Consider the following 14194-nt stretch of genomic DNA (forward strand, 5'->3'; position numbering starts at 1 on the left):
AAACCTTGTACGACGTGTTTGACGCGGCCGGGCCGGGCGTGGACCATGACGACGTGCAGACCGAGACCCTGCTCGAAGACCTGGGCCTGTCCAAGACCGAGGCGCGGGTCTACCTGTGCCTGCTCGAGCAGTCGCCGCTGGCCGCCGGCACCATCGCCGACCTCACCGGCACCTCGCGCAGCAGCGTGTACCTGATCCTGCGCTCGCTGGTCGACAAGGGCCTCGTCGATGCCGGCGCCGGCTACAACAGCCGATACCAGCCGGCCGCGCCGGACCGGGCCCTCGCGGGCCTGCTCGCCAGAGGCCGCGACGAACTGCGCGAGCGCGAAAAACGGGTCGAGACCGCGCTGCCGGACCTCATGAAGCTCTTCCAGGACAACGCCGGCAGCGACGGGGAGATCGTCGAGATCCTCCGCACGCCCAAGCTCGTCGGCGAACGCTTCGACCGGCTGCACGCGGCCGCCGAGCACACCGTCGACTTCGTGGTCCGCGAGCCGGTGCAACTGGGCGGCACCAACCAGGCCGAGCTGGACGCCCTGGGCCGCGGCGTGCGGGCCCGCGCCGTCTACGACCGCGCCGTCATGGGCAACGCCTCGATCGCCCGCAACATCGACGCCTGGGTCGAGGCCGGCGAGCAGGCGCGCGTCTACGACGGCGAGCTGCCCATGAAGTTCGCCGTGTTCGACTCGCACACCGTCGTCATGCCGCTGTTCACGCCGGGCGTCAGCGGCGTCGTCGCCATCATCGTGCGCAGCCGCGAGCTCGCGGGCGCGCTGGGGTTCCTGTTTCAGACCCTGTGGGAGCGCTCCTCGCCGCTGGGCCGGGGCGGCCCGCCATGACGGCCGAGACACCCGCGGGCGCCGGCGCACCGGTCGTCGTCTGCATCAGCGACTCCCCCGCCGAGCGGGCCCGGCTGGCCGGGCAGTTCGACGGCAGCGGCATCCTCGTGCTCGCCCCCGACGCCGACAGCGCGAGCACCTTCCTGCGCCGGCTCGACGCCGACCTTACCGGCGGCCGGGCCGAGGACGTGCGAACCGCCGTCGTCCCGGCCGACGAGGTCGTCCGGGCCGCAGGGCTGCGGGTCGACCTCGCCCACCACGAAGCCAGCTGGCGCGGGCAGGCGCTCGCGCTCACGCCGTACGAGCTCAAGGTGCTGGGCTGCCTGGCAGGCCAGCCCGGCCGGGTCTGGACCTACCGCCAGCTGCACGAGCGGGCGTGGGAGGGCAAGTACTTCGCCGGCCCGGCCGCGCTGCAGTCGGTGATCAAGCGGCTACGTGCGAAGCTGCGCTCCGCCGGCGCGACGGTGCACATCCACGCCACCCGCGGTGTCGGATTCCGCCTGGATCCCGCCCCGCGGCCGTGATCATCAACGATTTCGGGTGCTATCACACCGGAAATCGTTGATGATCATGGGCGCGTCAGGCCGGGCGTTGCGAACCGGCCGGTCAGCTCCGTCACCTCGCCGCGGACCCGGGCGATCACGGCCTCCAGCGCGTCCTCGTCGTCGCCGGCGGCCGCGGTGACGACCTCGTCCATCCAGCGGCCGACCTCGCGCATCTCGGCATCGCCCATGCCCCGGCTGGTCAGCGCCGGAGTGCCGATGCGCAGACCCGACGGGTCGAAGGGCTTGCGCGGGTCGAACGGGACGGTGTTGTAGTTGGTCTCCACGCCGGCGCGGTCCAGCGCCTTCGCCGCCGGCTTGCCCGCCACGCCCTTCGACGTCAGGTCGATGAGGATGAGGTGGTTGTCAGTGCCACCGGAGACCAGGTCGAAACCGCGGGCCAGCAGCTCGTCGGCGAGTGTGGCGGCATTGGCCACCACCTGATGGGCGTAGTCCTTGAACGCCGGCTGGGCGGCCTCGCCCAGAGCGACGGCGATGCCTGCGGTGGTGTGGTTGTGCGGGCCGCCCTGCAGGCCGGGGAACACGGCCTTGTCGACGGGCTTGGCGTACTCCTCGGTGGTGAGGATCATCGCTCCGCGCGGGCCCCGCAGCGTCTTGTGCGTCGTCGTCGTGACGATGTCGGCGTGCCCGACGGGGGTCGGGTGCGCGCCGCCGACGACCAGCCCGGCGATGTGCGCGATGTCGGCCACGAGCACCGCGCCGACCTCGTGTGCGATCGCGGCGAAGCCGGCGAAGTCGATGGTGCGCGGGATCGCCGTCCCGCCACAGAAGATCAGCTTGGGCCGCTCGGCCAGCGCCAGCTCGCGGACCTCGTCGAGGTCGATGCGGCCGGTGTCGCGGCGCACGTCGTACTGGACGGCGCGGAACCAGGTGCCGGTGGCCGAGACCTTCCAGCCGTGAGTGAGGTGCCCGCCCATCGGCAACGACATGCCCATGACGGTGTCGCCCGGGCTGGCCGTGGCCAGGTAGACGGCGAGGTTGGCCGGCGACCCCGAGTACGGCTGGACGTTCGCGTGGTCGGCGCCGAACAGCGCCTTCGCCCGCTCCACCGCCAGCGTCTCGATCTGGTCGATGACCTGCTGGCCCTCGTAGTAGCGCCGGCCCGGGTAGCCCTCGGAGTACTTGTTGGTCAGCACCGTGCCGGAGGCTTCGAGGACCGCGGCGGACACGTAGTTCTCGGACGGGATGAGCTTGAGCGTCTCGCGCTGGCGCCGCTCCTCGGCGTCGATGAGGCCGGCCAGCTCGGGGTCGGCGGCGTGCAGCGCGGCGCGGGCGTTCGTGGTGGTCATGGCGAGAGCCACATCCTCTCGATGTGTCGGTGTGTCCGGGACACCCAGGCGCGCGGTGCCTCGGCCGTCCGCTCCCCGGTGGTCGGTTCCACCCCTGGCCCGTGTGCGGGCCGGTTGCGCCAGTCGCGACGGGCATCACTCTAGTGGGTCCGCGTCACCGGTCCAGTGCGCCACCACCATCTCCGTCTCGACCCGCCAGCCCAGCCGTTCGTAGAGCCGGCGCCCCTCGCCCGACGCGACCAGCAGGCCGGTCCGCGCCCCGCGTTGCGCCGCCGCCGCGGTCAGCGCGCCCATGACCACGCTGCCCAGGCCACGGCGCCGGTGCCGCGGCAGGGTGAAGATGCGGTCGGCGACGGCGTCCTGGCCCGCGTCGCCGCTGATAGCCAGGTGACCCTTGGCCGCCAACCCGTCGGCCACACCGTCGTCGGTGACGACCTCCGCCACCAGGACCGAATCACGGCCGCTGAGCGCGACGTCGTACCCGGCGGGCGGTTCGGGTGCGGGATGGCCGGCCAGCGGGCGCGACATCAGCCACTCCGGGTCGTGCACCGTGAACCCGGCGGCGGTAGCGGTGGCCGCGGTGCGCTCGGGGTCGGTGGTCGGGGCGGTGAGCCAGCGGCTCGGCCCGGCGACGCGGTCGGCGAGCCCGGCGTACAGCTCCGGGTCGGTCGACAGGACGATGGTCTCGACGAACCGGTCGGGCAGCCCGATGCGGACGGCGACGGTGTCACCGTCGGGCGCGGACCGGTAGTCGCGCACCGTCACCCAGCCGGCCTGCCACCGCAGCAGGACCTCACGCAGCCGCCCGTCCTGTGTCACCGCAGGTCTCCCGTCACCCGTAGCCTGGCCTGGTGGCCAGCATGCATCCGTACCTCGACCATCCCGGCCCGCTCGCGCTGGCGCACCGCGGGTTCTCGCCGGACGGCCTCGAGAACAGCATGGCCGCCTTCGCCGCGGCGGTCGAACTCGGGTACGCCTACATCGAGACCGACGTGCACGCCACGGCCGACGGCGTCGCCGTCGCCCTGCACGACCACACCCTCGACCGGGTCACCGACCGCACCGGCGCGGTGTCGTCGCTGCCGTGGTCGCAGGTACGGCAGGCTCTGATCGGCGGGGTCGAGCCGGTGCCCGCGCTCGAGGACCTGCTGGGGGCGTGGCCGCGGCTGCGGGTCAACCTCGACGTGAAGTCGCCGTCCGCGGTCGGGCCGCTGGCCCGCGCGATCGACCGCACCCGCGCACACGACCGGGTCTGCGTCGCGTCGTTCTCCGACGCCCGGCGCCGCGCGGTGCTGCGCCGGGTGGCCGCGCCGGTGGCGACGTCGCCGGGCATCCCGCTCATGACGGCGTTCCGTGCCGCGGCCACGACCCCCGGGGCGGGCGCGTTCGCCCGCGCGCTGCTGCGCGGCGTCGACTGCCTGCAGGTGCCGGTGCGCTTCCGCGGCGTCGAGGTGGTGACGACGGCAATGCTGCGCGCCGCACACGCGGCCGGGCGTCAGGTGCACGTCTGGACGGTGAACGACCCGGACCAGATGCGGCGCCTGCTCGACCTCGGCGTCGACGGCATCATCACCGACCGCGCGGACCTGCTCCGCGACGTCCTGGAGTCACGGTCGCAATGGCACCCCGCCGCGTCGTCGTGACGCTGCCTCCGTCACGACGCGAACCAGGCGCTGCGGCGGATAGCCCGCATCGCTCCGCGCCGGGTCGATGGCTCCAGCCGGTGGATGTAGACGATGCCCTCCAGGTGGTCCACCTCGTGCTGCAGGCAGCGGGCCAGCTCGCCCTCGCCCTCGACCCGCACCGCCTCGCCGTCGGCGTCCTGGCCCTCCACCGCCGCGAAGCTGGCGCGGTGCGTCGGGTACCACAGGCCCGGCACCGACAGGCAGCCCTCCTCGCCGTCCTGGTCGCCCTCGGTGGCCACCAGGACCGGGTTGAACACCACGCCGCGCTGGCCCTCCAGGTCGTAGGAGAACGCCCGCAGCGGAACCCCGATCTGTGGCGCGGCCACTCCGGCGCGGCCCGGCAGGTCCAGCGTGTCCAGCAGGTCCTGCGCCAGGGCGCGGCTGGTCTCGCCGAACTCCTTGACCGGGTCCGCCACCGTGCGCAGCACCGGGTCTCCGTACAGCCGGATCTCGCGAACAGCCACCGTCGTCCTTTCGTCGTCTCACGTTCATCGCCGCGCCCCCTCCGGCGGCAGGCGCCAGTCTCCCACCTCGTGTCGTCTGGTCACGTGCACCCCTCACCCGATAACGTCCGCCCGTGACCGCCGCTCTCGTCCCGTCCGGCCCGCTGGCCGATCCCACGCAACGGGCCCGGGAGCACCGCGCGTGGTACTTCTACGACTGGGCCAACTCGGCGTTCGTGACCACGACGGCGACGGTGTTGTTCGGCCCGTACCTGACGGCCGTCGCCGAGACCGCCGCCTGCGGCGAGGCCGGCACCACCGACGATCCCTGCCACGGCGACCTGTCCGTGCTGAGCGTCCCGATCGCCGCCGGCTCGGTGGCCGCGTACACGGTGACGTTCGCGACCATCCTCTCGGCCATCGTGCTGCCCATCGTGGGCGCGATCGCCGACCGGACGTCGCGCAAGCGGCACATGATGGCCGGCTTCGCCTGGACCGGCGCCGCCGCCGCGTCCTCGATGGTCTTCGTCGCCGGCTCCAACTGGGGTCTGGGCGTGTTCCTGCTCATCGTGGCCGCGATCTGCCTCGGCTGTTCGATGGTCGTCTACGACGCCATCCTCGTGCAGATCGCCCACGAGGAGGACCGCGACCGAGTGTCCAGCCGCGGCTGGGCGCTCGGGTACCTCGGCGGTGGCCTGCTGCTCGCCCTCAACCTCGCGCTGGTGACGTTGGAGCCGTTCGGCTTGAGCCGGTCGGACACGGTGCGCATCAGCCTGCTCTCGGCCGGCCTGTGGTGGGCGTTCTGGACCATCGTGCCCTTCCGTGGCCTGCGCGACCGGCCACCCACCGGGGTCGAGCGCATCGGCGGCAGCCCGGCCCGGCGGGCCTTCGGGCAGCTGCGCGAGACGCTGCGCCATGCCCGCGGCTACCCACAAACGCTGCTGTTCCTGGTGGCGTACATGCTCTACAACGACGGCGTCCAGACGGTCATCTCCGCGTCCTCCATCTACGGCAACCGCGAGCTGGGCCTGGGTGAGGACGTCCTCATCGTCGCGATCCTCATCGTGCAGTTCGTCGCCTTCGGTGGGGCGCTGCTGCTCGGGCGGCTCGCCGGACGGTTCGGCGCCAAGAACATCGTCATGACCAGCCTGGTGATGTGGACCGTCGTGGTCGCGGCCAGCTTCTACCTGCCCGAGAACGAGGCGCTGCCGTTCATCGTGCTGGCCGTCGCCATCGGGTTCGTGCTCGGCGGCAGCCAGGCGCTTTCACGCTCGCTGTTCAGCCTGCTCATCCCCCGCGGCAAGGAGGCGGAGTACTTCAGCCTCTACCAGGCGGCCGAACGCGGCACGAGCTGGTTCGGAACACTGGCGTTCGGGCTGGCGTTCCAGCTGACAGACTCCTACAGATGGTCGGTGTTGGTCCTGGTCACGTTCTTCATCGCCGGGCTGGTCGTGCTGTCGCGGGTGGACCTGCGTGCCGGGATAGTCGCCGCCGGGAACGAGGTGCCGCGGTCCGTGATCGGGCGTCGGTGAGTAACATCACGTGGCCCAGATTGCATTATCACAAGGAACGCGGAACATTACTCTCCGGCCGTCCGTTGTCATCATGTCGTTGTGTTGCGACAGATCGCGGCACGACGGTGAGGTAAGCCGACGTCTCGTCCCAGGGGCAACCGCCCCGGAAGGGTTTCACACATGTCCGAGCGTTCTACCCTGCGCGGCTCGCGCCTAGGCGCCACGAGCTACGAGGACGAGCGCGGCGTCGAGTTCGCCGAGCGCCAGACGGTCGCTTACAGCTGCACCTCCGGCCACCGCTTCGAGATGACGTTCTCCACCGAGGCTGAGATCCCGCCGCTGTGGGACTGCCCCCGGTGCGGGGCGGAGTCCCTGCGCGTGGCCACCGACCGCCCGGATGAGGCGCCGGCCAAGCCCGCGCGCACCCACTGGGACATGCTGCTCGAGCGCCGGTCCATCGAGGACCTCGAGGCGCTGCTCGACGAGCGGCTGGAGCTGCTCCGGTCCGGCCTCATCCCCGGCGCCGCCCACCTGGCCGAGCGGTCGCGCGGCCGTAAGAAGACCGCCTGACCCCGGCGACGCTCGCGCCGCCACCACCAGCACGACACCGGAACCGCACCCGGCCCGCCCTGGGCCGGGTGCGGTTCCGCGTTTGCACCGCCGCCGGCCCCGAATGATCACGTTCAGCACGAGATCTCGTGTCGCACCATGCCTGCACGCCTGGTGACGCGCGGGTGATCCTGGTGATGCGCCGCAGCTCCGCCGAAAGCAACCGCCCGACGGGCGACCCCGGCTCAGGTGGAGTCGCGGCGGTCGCGGACACCGTCGGAGTCGACGATCTCGCCCTCGATGACGACGCCGTGCTGGACGCCGCCGGGACCGGCCTGACCACCGGGCCCCGCTTGACTACCAGTAGCGGGGCGCCGCCCGGGGAAGGTGCGGAACGCCGCCGCCGACAGGCGCCGGCCCATGCTGCGGCGGATCGGTGGGATCAGCAGGACGAGGCCGACCAGGTCGGTGACGAAGCCGGGGATGACCAGCAGCACGCCGGACAGCACCCGCACGCCGGTGTCGGCCATCCGGGTCGACCGGTGGGCCGCCGCCTCGTCGTCGTCGCCGTCGAAACGGCCGTCCGCGGCGGCCTGGCGCAGCGACGCCCAGGCGCGCAGGCCCTCGATGCGCAGCAGCGCGAGGCCCAGCACGCTGGTGGCCAGCAGCAACAGCAGCGCCCAGCCCAGGCCGATCCAACCGGCGACGATGACCAGCGCGACGAACTCGACGACGCCGACGACGAACGGACCGAAACGCCTCATGGTTGTCCACCGTTACGCCTGCCGACGAGCGCTCGCAGCTGGCGCACCCGGTGCGCGGCTCCCCACTGGGTGAGCCGCAGGAACGCCTCGCGCACGATCGTGCCGTCCATCTTCGACTCTCCCTGCTCCCTTTCGACGAACGTGATGGGAACCTCGATCACCCGCAGCCCGGCCCGGACCGCCCGCCAGGCGAGGTCGACCTGGAAGCAGTAGCCTTGCGACGCAACGGTGTCGACGTCGAGCTGGCGCAACGCGTCGCCGCGGAACACCCGGAAGCCGCCCGTGGCGTCGCGCAACGTGGTGCCCAGCGCCAGCCGGGTGTAGGTGTTGCCCAGCCGCGACAGCGCCTCGCGCCGCCACGGCCAGTTCACCACCCGGCCGCCGGGCACGTAGCGCGAGCCGAGCACGAGGTCGGCCTGTTCGGCGGCGTGCAGCAGCCGCGGCAGCTCCTCCGGCTGGTGCGAGCCGTCGGCGTCCATCTCGACCAAGAGCTCGTAGTCGCGGCCCAGACCCCAGCCGAAGCCGGCGACGTACGCCGCGCCGAGGCCCTGCTTGCCGGCCCGGTGCAGGACGTGCACGTGGTCGTCCAGCTCGGCGATCTCGTCGACGATGGCGCCAGTGCCGTCTGGAGAGGCGTCGTCGACGACCAGGACGTGCGCGTGCGGCACGGCGCTGCGGGTGCGGTCGATCGCCTTGGCGATCGTGAGTGCCTCGTTGTACGTCGGAATGACCACCAGCACCGAGGTCACGACACACCCGCCTCCACCGTGGGCCGCGGCTCGTCGGGTGTGCCGGCGCCGTCGCCGCGGCGGCTGGCTCGGCGCTCACTGACGATGACGAAGGCGACGACGCCCAGGGCCATGGCCGTCAGCGCCCACTCCGGCCAGGCGCCGAGGGTCGTCGCGAGAGTGGTGCCGCCGGCCAGCGGCACCTCGGTGACGATGACGTCCTGGGTGAAGAGCTCGGCGCGGTCGAGGACCTCACCGTTCGGCGCGACGACGGCGCTCACGCCGGCCAGGGCGGAGACCAGCACCGTCCGGCCGTGCTCGAACGCCCGCACGCGCGACTGGGCGAGCTGCTGCTCGGTCATCTCGGTGCGGCCGAACGTGGCGTTGTTGGTCTGCACCGAGAGGAACTGCCCGCCCTCGCGGACGGCGTCGCGCACGACGCCGTCGAAGGCGACCTCGAAGCAGATGACGTTGCCGATGACCGCGTCGCCGATCTGGAAGATGCCGACGGACTCGCCGGGCAGGTGGTCGCGGGGCTGCTGTGCCACCGCTTCGGTGATGCGCTCGGCGATGCTCCGGAACGGGATGTACTCACCGAACGGCATCGGGTGGCGCTTGACGTAGGTGTCACCGGGGCCGGTCTCGGGGTCCCAGAGGATCGAGGTGTTGCGCACGTTGCGCTCGTCCTCGGTCGGGACGATGGCACTGACCAGCACCGGCACGCCCACGGCCCGGACCGCTTCGTCGATGGCCCGGTAGGTCTCGGCGTCGTGGTAGGGGCTGATGTCGGAGGAGTTCTCCGGCCACAGCACGACGTCGGGCCGCTCCACCCGGCCGGCCTCGATGTCGGCGGCCAGGCGCTCGGTGGCCTCGACGTGGTTGTTGGTGATGGCGCGGGCGCGGTTGTTGTAGTCCAGCCCTTCCGACGGCACGTTCCCCTGCACGATGGCGACGGTGAGGGTGTCGCCGTCGCTCTCCATCGGCTGGACGAGCAGTGGCGCCACGACGACGCCGACGGCGACGGCGACGGCGGCGACCCGCAACCACAGGCGCCGTTCGACGACGACCCACGCCAGCAGGCCGCCGGTCAGCGCCACCGCGAAGGACAGCCCCGGCGAGCCGCCGAGCGACGCCAGGCTCAGCATCGGGCTGTCCGCCTGTGAGAACGCCAACTTGCCCCAGGTGAATCCGCCGTACGGGATGCGGCCGCGCATGGCCTCGTCGGCCACCCAGATCGCCGCGGTCCAGACCGGCCACCCGGGTAGCCGCTGCACCAGCGTAAGACCCATGGCCAGCGGGATGAAGAACAACGCCTCGAACAGGGCCAGGATGAGCCACGGCACCGGACCGACCTCGAGGCCGGTCCAGTCCAGCAGCGGCACGAAGAACCCGGCGCCGAACAGGTAGCCCATCAGCGCCGAGCGCTTCATGGACTGCCCGCGCACCAAAAGCGCGAACGCGGCTGGCACCAGGATCGCCACGAACCACAGGTCGTACGGAGGGAAGGCGCCGATCAGCGCACCGCCCAGGAGCAACGCTCCCGCGTAGCGCCCGAAGTGACTCACGTGTCGTGCTCCGTCCGACGTCCAGCTCGCTTCGCGACCGCCCGGTGGTGGTGCGGTCCCACCTGACCAAGTGTGATGCTGATCGCGCGACGGTACAACGTGCGTCCCGAGGACAGAGTGCCCGGGAGTGGAACGACGCCCAGCAATGTGACAAAGGACGCAGCCCGGCCCCACCCTTCGGACCGGGCCGCGGGCGCCGCTGGATGCGGCTCGCGGACCGTTGTCTACTGGGCGGGCCGGGCCCGACCTCGTCTCACCCCGTGCCGCAACGGGTGACGCACAGGCGGGTCATGCGAGTGAGGGCCTGGCTCACGAAGGATGCCCGGCCTCGGATGGTGCTCGAGACCGCCCCTCGACCCCTCTCACAACGCCCGCCCGGGCCGTCGACCCGAGCGGTTTCGTCCGCTGGTGGACTGTGGCGACTTTGCTGCACGAGTCCCCAAGGTGTCAAGCTCGCTGTCGACCTGCGAAAACGCGGTGTCCGCGCTGGTCAGGAGCGCGGACGGCGACGAAAGTCGATCTCGAAATCGATGGTCGCGCCGGCGTGTCGGCGGTCTGCGGCGCGCGAAATGGTCGGTGCGTCCGGATGCCGGACGCCGTCGTCGCGCGGTCAGTCGACGGCGAGATATGCGACCACGCCCACCACGACGATGATCGCCAGGACCACCGGGATGACCCGCTTCGCGATCGAGCCGCCGGCGAGGCCCATGAGATCAAGCGGTTCCGCCTCATCCGAGCCCACCGACCGACCGGCCGCTCCGGCCGGTCCAGGCGGTCCGGGCGAGGCCGGCTCGACGTCGGGCTCGGGTGCTTCCGGTTCCCGGCTGGGCGGTCCGGGCGAGGCCGGCTCGACGTCGGGCTCGGGCGTCTCCGGTTCCCGGCTGGGCGGTCCGGGCGAGCCCGGCTCGACGTCGGGCTCGGGCGTCTCCGGTTCCCGGCTCGGCGGTCCGGGCGAGCCCGGCTCCGGCTCGGATGCTCCCACTGCTCCCACTGCTCCCACCGCGGCGGCGCCGGCTGCCACCGTCGTCGTGAGCTTGGCTTCCAGGCAGTCCACGAACTGGCCGAGCAGTTTGGTGGAGACCTCCTTGATCATGCCGTGCCCGAGCTGGGCGATCCGACCGCTGATGCGCAGGTCGGTATCGACGTTCACGACGGTGCGCGGCCCGTCCTCGCGCAGCTGGGCGAGGATCTCGGCAGACGCGGTGCCGGCGCCCCGCGCGTCGCGGCCAGAGGCGCTGATGACGGCGCGGTGCGTGGCCTCGTCCCGTGACAAGAACCGGGCGGTGCCCGCGTACTCGGCGACGATCGGCCCGACCTTGACCTTGACCCGGCCCGAGTAGACGTCGCCGTCGACCCCGGTGAGCTGGGCGCCGGGCATACACGGGGCGATGCCCTCGAGGTCGGTCAGGACCGTCCAGGCGCGGTCGACCGGCATCCCGACCGTGAACTCGTTGTCGATCTTCATGGATCCTCCCCTGTCCGGGGGACGTGTCACGACACTCCCAGCCTACGAGAAGCAGGGCCGGTCGGCGCTGAAGCGCCTCACCCGGTGTAGACGGTCCGGCCGCGAACGACCGTCCGGAGACAGCGCGGCAGGCCGGCGCCCGGCGATAGATCGGGCAGCCCTGGCACGCCGGCGCGCGGGTCGGTGGACCAGGCCGCGATCCGCTCGTCCGGTGCCTGGACCACGAGCTCGCCCGGCACCTCCCAGATCGCGAACGTCGCGCGCATCCCCGGCGCCAGCACCCCGGCGTCCTCGACGCGCGCCGCCCGCCAGCCGCCGCGGGTGGCCGCAGAGAACGCCGCCCGAGCACTGAGCCGCTCCGACGGCGTCCGGTGGTAGGCGGCGGCGCGGACGGTCTCCCAGCCGGCCAGCGGGGTCACCGGGGAGTCGGACCCGAAGGCGAGCAGCACCCCGGCGCGCGCCATGGACGCGAACGGGTTCAGCGACACGCCCCGCTCCGGTCCCAGCCTGTCGACGTAGAGCCCCGAGTCGCCGCCCCACAGCTGGTCGAACGCGGGCTGCACGCTGGCGACGACGCCCAGCCGGGCGAGCTCGGCCATGACACCGTCGTCGACCATCTCGACGTGCTCCAGTCGGTGCCGGGAGCCGACGACGGCCGCCAGCCCGCACTGTGCCGCCGCGGCCGAGAGCGCCTGGACCGCGACCTTGATGGCTTCGTCGCCGATGCAGTGGAAACCGGCCTGGATGCCCGCCCGCGTGCACGCGACCACGTGCTCGGTCGCGGCGTCCACGTCCAGGTCGAGCCGGCCGCGTTCGCCCGGCGCGTCGGCATAGGGTGAGGTCAGCCTGGCGCTGCGGGAGCCGATCGAACCGTCGAGGTTGAGGTCGCCGGCAGCACCGACCGCGCCGAGTGCCTGTGCCTCCCCCGCGCCGAGCGCGCCCCAGTAGCCGATGACGTCCGGCAGGCCGGGGTCGGAGCCCAGCGCCCGCACGGCCGCGAAGTCCGCGGCGTCGCTGATCTGCGGCGTGCCCATCTCGTGGACGGCGCCGATGCCCACCGCTGCCGCATGGCGCAGCGAGTCGACGCGCAGCGCCTGGAGCCGGTCGGCGGCGACGGCGGACCGGGCGGTCCGCCGGGCCCGGCGATGGGCGTCGCGCCGCACCAGGCCGTCGTCGTACCCGTCGGCGGCCTTCACGGACGGGTCGCCGGCCAGCAGTGCGGTAGACACGGCGGCAGTGTGGACGTCGCGGCGGGCGAGGTACACGACCGCTCCGGACGCGGCCCGGTCCAGCTCCGCCGGCGACGGCGCGCGTCGCTCCGGCCAGGCGTCCTCCTCCCAGCCGAAGCCAAGGATCGCCTCGCCCGGACGCTGCCTGGCCCGTTCCGCGACCCGGTCCAGCAGGGCCGTCAGGCTCTCCACACCGGCGACGTCGAGGCCGTCGCGGGCCAGCCCGGTCTCGGTCAGGTGCACGTGGGCGTCGACGAAGGCCGGTGCGACGAGCGCGTCCTCGAGGTCGACGACCTCCGCCGCGGAGTCGACGTGCACCTCCGCCGCGCCTTCGGCACCCACCCAGGCGACGGTGTCGTCGACCACCAGCATCGCGGTGGCGAACGGGTCGGCGGGGCTGTGGATGCGGCCGTGGCGGTAGAGGGTCGTCGTCACCCCGTCGATTCTCCATGACGAACCTGAGGACCTCGGCGGCCCTCTCCCACGCTCGGTTGATCGTGGAGTTTCCGCGGAGTCGCCGGGCGAAATGTCGGATGGATTCCGCGATTACTTTACGATCAACGCCGGGGTGGGTCAGGGCGCGAGCCGGCGACGGCGCGCATGTATCGTCTGGCCAGGTCCGCGATGTGGTCGACGAGCTCGGGTGGCGACAGGACGTCGAACTCGACGCCGGTCGAGCCGAGTCGCACCGCGAGCGTGTCCAGGGAGTCCGCACCGGTCTCCAGGACGCAGGTGTCGTCGCCGTCGGGTGCCACCGACCCGGCCGCCACCGGCAGGTGCGCGGCCATCCGCTCCGCCGGAGCGTGCAGCCGGACCCGGGCGTGGTGGCGCCACGCCGCCGCCGAGGCCCGGCGGGACACGTAGGCGGCCAGGTCCTCCGCGGGCGGCTCGCGCGGCTCGAACCGGGCGCCCAGCGGGGTGCAGTCCGAGATGCGGTCGACCCGGAAGGTCCGCCAGTCCACGCGGTCGACGTCCCAGGCGACGAGGTACCAGCGGCGACCCCAGCGCACCAGCCGCAACGGCTCGGCGGCCCGCAGGCTCACGCCGTCGTCGTGGGCGCGGTAGCCGAAGCGGACCCGCTCCCGGTCGCGGCAGGCCAGCGACAGCGTCGCCAGCAGCCCGGCGTCGACGAGCGGCGCGGGCGCGTCGTACGGGACGGTGACGGTGGCCAGCCGCAACGCGTCGACCCGCCGGCGCAGGCGCGAAGGCAGCACCTGCTCGAGCTTGGCAAGCGCACGCACCGACGTCTCCTCGATCCCGTCGACGGCGCCCGCGGCGGCTCCGCGCAACCCGACGGCGACCGCGACCGCTTCGTCGTCGTCGAGCAGCAGCGGCGGGAGCTCCGCGCCGGCACCGAGCCGGTATCCGCCGGTGGCGCCGGGCGCGGCCTGAACCGGGTACCCGAGCGAGCGCAGCTTGTCGATGTCATTGCGGACGGTCCGGGTGCTGACGGCGAGCCGCTCGGCCAGCTCCGGCCCCGTCCACGACCGCCGGACCTGCAACAACGACAACAGGCGCAGCAGCCGCGCCGAGGTCTCCAACATCCCCGAAGTCTGCCATG

Annotated in this window: 14 protein-coding genes; 5 read left to right on the top strand and 9 right to left on the bottom strand. The window is 72.6% G+C overall.

The features are described from left to right. Positions 1–53 precede the first annotated feature (53 nt). Together E1269_RS14165 and E1269_RS14170 are read left to right on the top strand one after the other, a co-directional pair. Positions 54–839, top strand: a complete 786-nt coding sequence (locus E1269_RS14165; RefSeq protein WP_162606415.1) for a TrmB family transcriptional regulator — start codon at positions 54–56, stop codon at positions 837–839. Then, positions 836–1363: a winged helix-turn-helix domain-containing protein gene (locus E1269_RS14170; protein ID WP_131895541.1), complete on the top strand. Its 528-nt coding sequence runs from the start codon at positions 836–838 to the stop codon at positions 1361–1363. The genes E1269_RS14165 and E1269_RS14170 overlap by 4 nt, the downstream gene beginning before the upstream one ends. 44 nt (positions 1364–1407) lie before the next feature. On the opposite strand, the gene E1269_RS14175 is transcribed toward E1269_RS14170, so the two are convergent. Beyond that, positions 1408–2691 carry a serine hydroxymethyltransferase gene (locus E1269_RS14175; RefSeq protein ID WP_131895543.1) on the bottom strand — a complete coding sequence of 428 codons (1284 nt, stop codon included), beginning with the start codon at positions 2689–2691 and terminating at the stop codon, positions 1408–1410. 135 nt (positions 2692–2826) lie between these two features. After that, positions 2827–3510, bottom strand: coding sequence for a GNAT family N-acetyltransferase (locus E1269_RS32890; RefSeq protein ID WP_203433553.1), 684 nt, complete (start codon positions 3508–3510; stop codon positions 2827–2829). Positions 3511–3551: 41 nt separating this feature from the next. Between E1269_RS32890 and E1269_RS14185 the strand changes: the two genes are divergently transcribed. Then, positions 3552–4334, top strand: a complete 783-nt coding sequence (locus tag E1269_RS14185) for a glycerophosphodiester phosphodiesterase family protein (RefSeq protein ID WP_131895673.1) — start codon at positions 3552–3554, stop codon at positions 4332–4334. An 11-nt stretch (positions 4335–4345) separates the two neighbouring features. On the opposite strand, the gene E1269_RS14190 is transcribed toward E1269_RS14185, so the two are convergent. Beyond that, positions 4346–4840: a peptide deformylase gene (locus tag E1269_RS14190; RefSeq protein ID WP_131895545.1), complete on the bottom strand. Its 495-nt coding sequence runs from the start codon at positions 4838–4840 to the stop codon at positions 4346–4348. 113 nt (positions 4841–4953) lie between these two features. Here E1269_RS14190 and E1269_RS14195 point away from each other — a divergent pair, with 113 nt between their 5' ends. Next, positions 4954–6351 carry an MFS transporter gene (locus tag E1269_RS14195; protein ID WP_203433557.1) on the top strand — a complete coding sequence of 466 codons (1398 nt, stop codon included), beginning with the start codon at positions 4954–4956 and terminating at the stop codon, positions 6349–6351. A 162-nt stretch (positions 6352–6513) separates the two neighbouring features. Then, a complete protein-coding gene (locus E1269_RS14200; protein ID WP_131895547.1) occupies positions 6514–6903 on the top strand; it encodes an RNA polymerase-binding protein RbpA in 390 nt (129 codons plus the stop codon). A 224-nt stretch (positions 6904–7127) separates the two neighbouring features. On the opposite strand, the gene E1269_RS14205 is transcribed toward E1269_RS14200, so the two are convergent. The 6 genes from E1269_RS14205 to E1269_RS14230 all read right to left on the bottom strand — a co-directional run bounded on the left by E1269_RS14205 (position 7128) and on the right by E1269_RS14230 (position 14177). Continuing rightward, positions 7128–7646: an FxsA family protein gene (locus E1269_RS14205; protein ID WP_131895549.1), complete on the bottom strand. Its 519-nt coding sequence runs from the start codon at positions 7644–7646 to the stop codon at positions 7128–7130. Continuing rightward, complete coding sequence (locus E1269_RS14210) at positions 7643–8386, bottom strand: polyprenol monophosphomannose synthase (RefSeq protein WP_131895677.1); 744 nt, start codon at positions 8384–8386, stop codon at positions 7643–7645. Before E1269_RS14210 ends, E1269_RS14205 begins: the two co-directional genes overlap by 4 nt. Before the next feature lie 5 nt (positions 8387–8391). Beyond that, entirely contained in the window at positions 8392–9939 is a 1548-nt protein-coding gene (gene lnt / locus E1269_RS14215) for an apolipoprotein N-acyltransferase (RefSeq protein WP_203433561.1), read from the bottom strand. 610 nt (positions 9940–10549) lie between these two features. Beyond that, entirely contained in the window at positions 10550–11404 is an 855-nt protein-coding gene (locus E1269_RS14220; protein WP_131895551.1) for an SRPBCC family protein, read from the bottom strand. Between the two features lie 77 nt (positions 11405–11481). Then, complete coding sequence (locus E1269_RS14225; protein ID WP_131895681.1) at positions 11482–13005, bottom strand: amidohydrolase; 1524 nt, start codon at positions 13003–13005, stop codon at positions 11482–11484. 185 nt (positions 13006–13190) lie between these two features. After that, positions 13191–14177, bottom strand: a complete 987-nt coding sequence (locus E1269_RS14230) for a helix-turn-helix transcriptional regulator (RefSeq protein WP_131895553.1) — start codon at positions 14175–14177, stop codon at positions 13191–13193. Positions 14178–14194 lie beyond the last annotated feature (17 nt).

This window comes from Jiangella asiatica (genome assembly GCF_004349065.1).
Lineage (GTDB): Bacteria > Actinomycetota > Actinomycetes > Jiangellales > Jiangellaceae > Jiangella > Jiangella asiatica.

Excerpts from the sequence above, each read along its gene's own strand:
- E1269_RS14170 (WP_131895541.1), top strand. The coding sequence starts at position 836 with ATGACGGCCGAGACACCCGCGGGCGCCGGCGCACCGGTCGTCGTCTGC.
- E1269_RS14175 (WP_131895543.1), bottom strand. The coding sequence starts at position 2,691 with ATGACCACCACGAACGCCCGCGCCGCGCTGCACGCCGCCGACCCCGAG.
- E1269_RS14185 (WP_131895673.1), top strand. The coding sequence starts at position 3,552 with ATGCATCCGTACCTCGACCATCCCGGCCCGCTCGCGCTGGCGCACCGC.
- E1269_RS14200 (WP_131895547.1), top strand. The coding sequence starts at position 6,514 with ATGTCCGAGCGTTCTACCCTGCGCGGCTCGCGCCTAGGCGCCACGAGC.
- E1269_RS14205 (WP_131895549.1), bottom strand. The coding sequence starts at position 7,646 with ATGAGGCGTTTCGGTCCGTTCGTCGTCGGCGTCGTCGAGTTCGTCGCG.
- E1269_RS14220 (WP_131895551.1), bottom strand. The coding sequence starts at position 11,404 with ATGAAGATCGACAACGAGTTCACGGTCGGGATGCCGGTCGACCGCGCC.
- E1269_RS14225 (WP_131895681.1), bottom strand. The coding sequence starts at position 13,005 with ATGCTGGTGGTCGACGACACCGTCGCCTGGGTGGGTGCCGAAGGCGCG.
- E1269_RS14230 (WP_131895553.1), bottom strand. The coding sequence starts at position 14,177 with ATGTTGGAGACCTCGGCGCGGCTGCTGCGCCTGTTGTCGTTGTTGCAG.